Source organism: Priestia sp. JV24 (assembly GCF_025910025.1).
Classification (GTDB): domain Bacteria; phylum Bacillota; class Bacilli; order Bacillales; family Bacillaceae_H; genus Priestia; species Priestia megaterium.
On record NZ_JAPCIN010000035.1, the window covers coordinates 1 to 620 of the forward strand.

The following is a 620-nucleotide window of genomic DNA, read 5'->3' on the forward strand; positions in this document are numbered from 1 at the left end:
GGCAAAAACACCTGTTGTTATAAGTTCACCTGGTTTTTCTTCATCAATTCCAACTCTAAAACTTTTCCCAAATGAAATTATGTTTAACGAGAATAATACTAAACCCATCGTGCATAAACCTACACCTATCCAACTAAAGACTTCCTTGCTAAATAGTTTGGTACCTAGTTCGGGCAAATCAAAAACACTAGAGAAAATAAGATAAAAAAACAGTAATGCAAATGGGATAATAAAGAAATCTTTTTTATCTAGCTCACCAAATTTAAAAGCTTTAATTCCCTTTTTCCCCAACTGTTTAGCACGAATTATAACCATTATCATCATTAAAAGTAATGATATGATTGCAAAATATCCTTGCATAACTCTCCCCCCTTATTCATTTAATAAATGATTGATATTTTGTTCATTCAACGCAGTATTTGGAATACCTTGTGTAATTTAAATTTCAAGCATTTATAAGAATTAATTTTCTTACTGGTTATTAGTTATAATCATATTTAGGAATACATTCTTATTTTCAAAGGGGAGTATCTAATAAGTGTTGAAATAGAGTTCCTTCCAAAAAGTTATATAAGTGAAGTTCCCGCAGGAGGTGGTTTTTTTCCTTTTGGAAGAGATGG

1 pseudogene is annotated in these 620 nt (G+C 30.5%); it reads right to left on the reverse strand.

Features of this window, described 5'->3' with window-relative positions:
• Positions 1-360 (reverse strand): annotated as a pseudogene (locus OK414_RS27645) (isoprenylcysteine carboxylmethyltransferase family protein); the annotation flags it as partial.
• Positions 361-620: the final 260 nt, after the last annotated feature.